Origin of the sequence: Cetobacterium sp., from assembly GCF_048470075.1 — a bacterium.
GTDB lineage: Bacteria > Fusobacteriota > Fusobacteriia > Fusobacteriales > Fusobacteriaceae > Cetobacterium_A.
The window spans coordinates 1-3,669 of sequence record NZ_DBGBQB010000275.1; the positions used below are offsets into that span (position 1 = coordinate 1).

General features: G+C 32.0%; 4 protein-coding genes. 2 read left to right on the plus strand and 2 right to left on the minus strand.

The genetic code is table 11. From position 1 onward, the window contains the following. The first annotated feature begins 10 nt into the window (after positions 1–10). Together ACMOUI_RS09800 and ACMOUI_RS09805 are read left to right on the plus strand one after the other, a co-directional pair. Complete coding sequence (locus ACMOUI_RS09800) at positions 11–1,063, plus strand: alanine racemase (RefSeq protein ID WP_418965518.1); 1,053 nt, start codon at positions 11–13, stop codon at positions 1,061–1,063. A gap of 58 nt (positions 1,064–1,121) precedes the next feature. Beyond that, positions 1,122–1,733 carry a nitroreductase family protein gene (locus ACMOUI_RS09805; protein WP_418965519.1) on the plus strand — a complete coding sequence of 204 codons (612 nt, stop codon included), beginning with the start codon at positions 1,122–1,124 and terminating at the stop codon, positions 1,731–1,733. A gap of 43 nt (positions 1,734–1,776) precedes the next feature. Here the strand turns inward: ACMOUI_RS09805 and ACMOUI_RS09810 are convergent, their stop codons facing one another. Both ACMOUI_RS09810 and ACMOUI_RS09815 read right to left on the minus strand, forming a co-directional pair. After that, positions 1,777–2,964 (minus strand): MalY/PatB family protein, encoded by a 1,188-nt coding sequence (locus ACMOUI_RS09810; protein WP_418965520.1) that lies wholly within the window; start codon positions 2,962–2,964, stop codon positions 1,777–1,779. Positions 2,965–2,983: 19 nt separating this feature from the next. Beyond that, positions 2,984–3,559 carry a GNAT family N-acetyltransferase gene (locus tag ACMOUI_RS09815; RefSeq protein WP_418965521.1) on the minus strand — a complete coding sequence of 192 codons (576 nt, stop codon included), beginning with the start codon at positions 3,557–3,559 and terminating at the stop codon, positions 2,984–2,986. Between the last annotated feature and the right edge of the window lie 110 nt (positions 3,560–3,669).

Here is a 3,669-nt window from a genome sequence, read left to right on the forward strand (position 1 = left end):
GAGGAATTAAATGGGGAGAGACAGTTTTCAAATAAAACTCATCAAAAAAAATATAGTCCATAATTTCAATTATATTAAAGGGAGTACAAAAAAAGATATTATTGCCGTTGTTAAAGTCAATGCCTATGGTCATGGATTGAGGGAGGTTGTCCCTATTTTAGCTGATAGTGGCTGTTTATATTTCGCCGTAGCTAGAGAGTGTGAAGCTCTTGAAATACTTTCATTAAATATACCTCAAGTTAAAATCTTAATTTTTGAGACTATTGAGGATTTTTCACTTTTAAAAAACTTTAAAAATTTAGAGATGGTTGTCAATAGTCTTGAAGAACTTAAAGAGTTAATTAACAGCGGGATAGATTTTTCTCAACTTCATTTAAAATTTGATTTTGGTTTTGCTAGAAATGGATTTTCTCAGGATGAAATTGAGGCTATTAAAACTTTAATCATAGAGAACAATCTTTATTTTCAGGGTGCTATGACCCATTTTTTTAGCTCTAATGAGGAGGAAACTATAGAGATTCAAAGAAAATTCATTGAATCCATAGAGTATATTGGTAGGGAGCGTTTTAATATTATTCACTCTCAAAATAGTGCCGCTACTCTTTTAGGATTAGGGGAGGGTTCCACACATGTTAGATGTGGTATTAGTTTGCTTGGAATGCTTGATCCAGGCATCACCAATGATAATATCAAGCGTTCTTGGTCTCTTTGTGGTCCTATATGTGATATAAAAGATTTTTCAAAATTAGATTTCATTGGTTATGAGCGAATTGAAAGTATTCCCACTGAAAACTTTCATAGAGTTGCCAAAATAAAAATTGGATATGGAGATGGTTTTTCCAAGAGAAATACCAATATTTTATGCCATATAAATAACAAAGAGTATCCGATAGTACATATCAGTATGGATACATCCTTTGTTTTAGTTGATAACAGTGCTGAAGTTGGTGATATTGTTGAAATCTATCAGAATTTTGAAAAGTGCAATGCTTTTTTAAAAATGGACCATTACGAATATACCACGCTTTTAAACTCTAGAATTCCTAGAATTGTTCTTAAATAAAAAGAAGTTTGCATTGATAGTGGTATATTAAAATAAGTATCTTTCTGGAGGTGTTAATATGAATTTTAAAGATGTTGTTTCTAAAAGAAGAAGCGTTAATTTTTTTGATCCAAATAGAGAGCTTGATCTAAAAATTTTTGAAGAGATTATAAATGAAGCTGTTTTAGCTCCTTCTGCATTTAACCTACAGCCTTGGGAAATCATTGCAGTTCGTTCTCCTGAAGCTAAGGAAAAACTATTTACAGCTTGTAATCAGCCAAAAATAAAGGAAGCTTCTATGACACTTATATTGGTAGGAGACACTTTTGGGTATGGCAGAGATAACCCAATGTGGAATATTAAAATTGATTTAGGTTTAAAAGAGGATAAAGTTACTCAACTTATTAATATGTGTGAAACTGTTCTATATCCAACTGAGGTTAAAAGAAATGCTATGGCTGTTAGAGATGTTTCTCTATTGGCTATGACCATAATGCTTTGTGCAAAAGATCATGGTGTTGACACTCACCCTATGATTGGATTTAATGAGGATAAAGTTAAGGAGCTATTTGATATAGATGAGGACAAAACTGTGGTAATGCTTCTTTCTATCGGATACTTTGATGAAAGTAAAACACTTAATCCAAGAGAACGAAGACTAAATTTCAATGAAATTTGTACAGTTGTATAGAGAAATAAAAAGCAAGGGAATAAACTTCCCTTGCTCTTTTTAACTAAATATTTTCAAATGATTTTTCAAGTCTTTCCAAAGCTTTTTCTAAGACAGATCTGTGACAAGCAAAATTTAATCTTATAAATCCAACTCCCTCAGCTCCAAATATTCCTCCTCCATCAGTAACAATCTTAGCTTCCTCTTCCAATTTAAATCTTAACTCCTCTTCAGTCAGATTTAACTCTCTAAAATCTATCCAAGCCAGATATGTACCCTCTAAAGGGAAACACTTTATTTTAGGTAATCTCTTTTCTAGATAATCTTTCAAAAATAGATAGTTATCCTCTAAGTACACGATTAAATCCTCTAACCATCTCTCACCCTCTTTAGAGTAACATTGCTCCATTGCAATTGCTCCAAATATATTTGGTACTGGCTTAGCTGCAACTTTAGACATCTCATTAATAAATCTCTCTCTTAAATCGCTATCTGGAATTATTATATTAGATGCTTTCAAACCTGCCAAATTAAAGGTTTTACTTATTGAAGTACAAACAATTAGATATTTTTTTATCTCTCTATTCAATGTTCCAACAGATACAAACTTATTTTTAAAAAGTATTAAATCACTGTGAATTTCATCTGAAACTATTATTTTTTTATACTTTAAGCATAGTGAAACAACTTTCTCTAGCTCATTTTTTGTCCAAACTCTACCAATTGGGTTATGTGGACTACATAGAATTAACATCTTATTTTTAGGATTTGCTAATTTTTTCTCTAAGTCGTCAAAATCCATTTCATATCTATCTCCAGCTAATTTTAAAGGATTACTGACTACCTCTCTTCCATTTATCTCCACTGAATTTCTAAATGGCGGATATACAGGATTTTGAACAACTACTCCATCCCCATGCTCTGTAAAAGCCTTTATCGCATAACATAATGCTGGAACTACTCCACTTGTTGGCACTATCCAATACTCCTCTATGTCCCAATCGTTTCTATTTTTTAACCAAAATTTAATCCCTTCATAGTATTTTTTATCTGCTGTATTGTAGCCAAAAACTCCATGCTCAACTCTCTTTAATAGCGCATCTTGCACAAATTCTGGAGCTTTAAAATCCATATCCGCCACCCACATTGGAATACTTTCATCATCTGCATAAGAGGCCATCTCTAACATCCCATTTAAATCCCATTTCCTTGAATCTGTCCCTTTTCTTTCAACATAGTTACTAAAACTCATACCCTTCACTTCCCCTTTTCTAATTTATACCAAACTCTTTAGGATACTCCACTACTCCTTTTACATTAGTTAAAGCTCCTGGATAAAGCTCAATAGCCATAAAATTCTCATCTGGAACTTCAATTGGACATTTAATACCCCATCTTGATGCTGGTTCATATCCAAATCTTTTGTAATAGTCCGCATGCCCCAGAACTACAACACCCTTATATCCCATATCTTTTGCTATTTTATGTCCCTTCTCTACCAAACTTTTTCCAATACCTTTTTTTTGAAATCTTGGTAATACTGCCAGTGGAGCTAGAGCCAATAGAGTTTCGTTTCCAACTTTTATTTTTGTAAAAAGGATATACCCTACTATCATCCCTTTAAACTTTGCTGTCAAAGATAAATCTTTTATAAAAGCATCACTTTTTAATAGCTCTCTCACTAATTTATGTTCATTATGATCTGAAAATTTCTCCCTTATGAATGCTTTTTGTACCACTTCACAAACGAGATCCTCCTCTGTCATTTTCTTATATTTTTTCTTTTGAAAAATATAAACTGCTAAACTTCCTAATACAAAGAATGCTATTCCTAATATTACATTCATGTTCCCCCTCCTAAATTTTTATTTTTTATATTTATATATACCATAATAGCAAATAGCTATCCTTTTTCCAAGATGTTTTTAATTTACTTTTCTTCTTTTAACTGTTATAC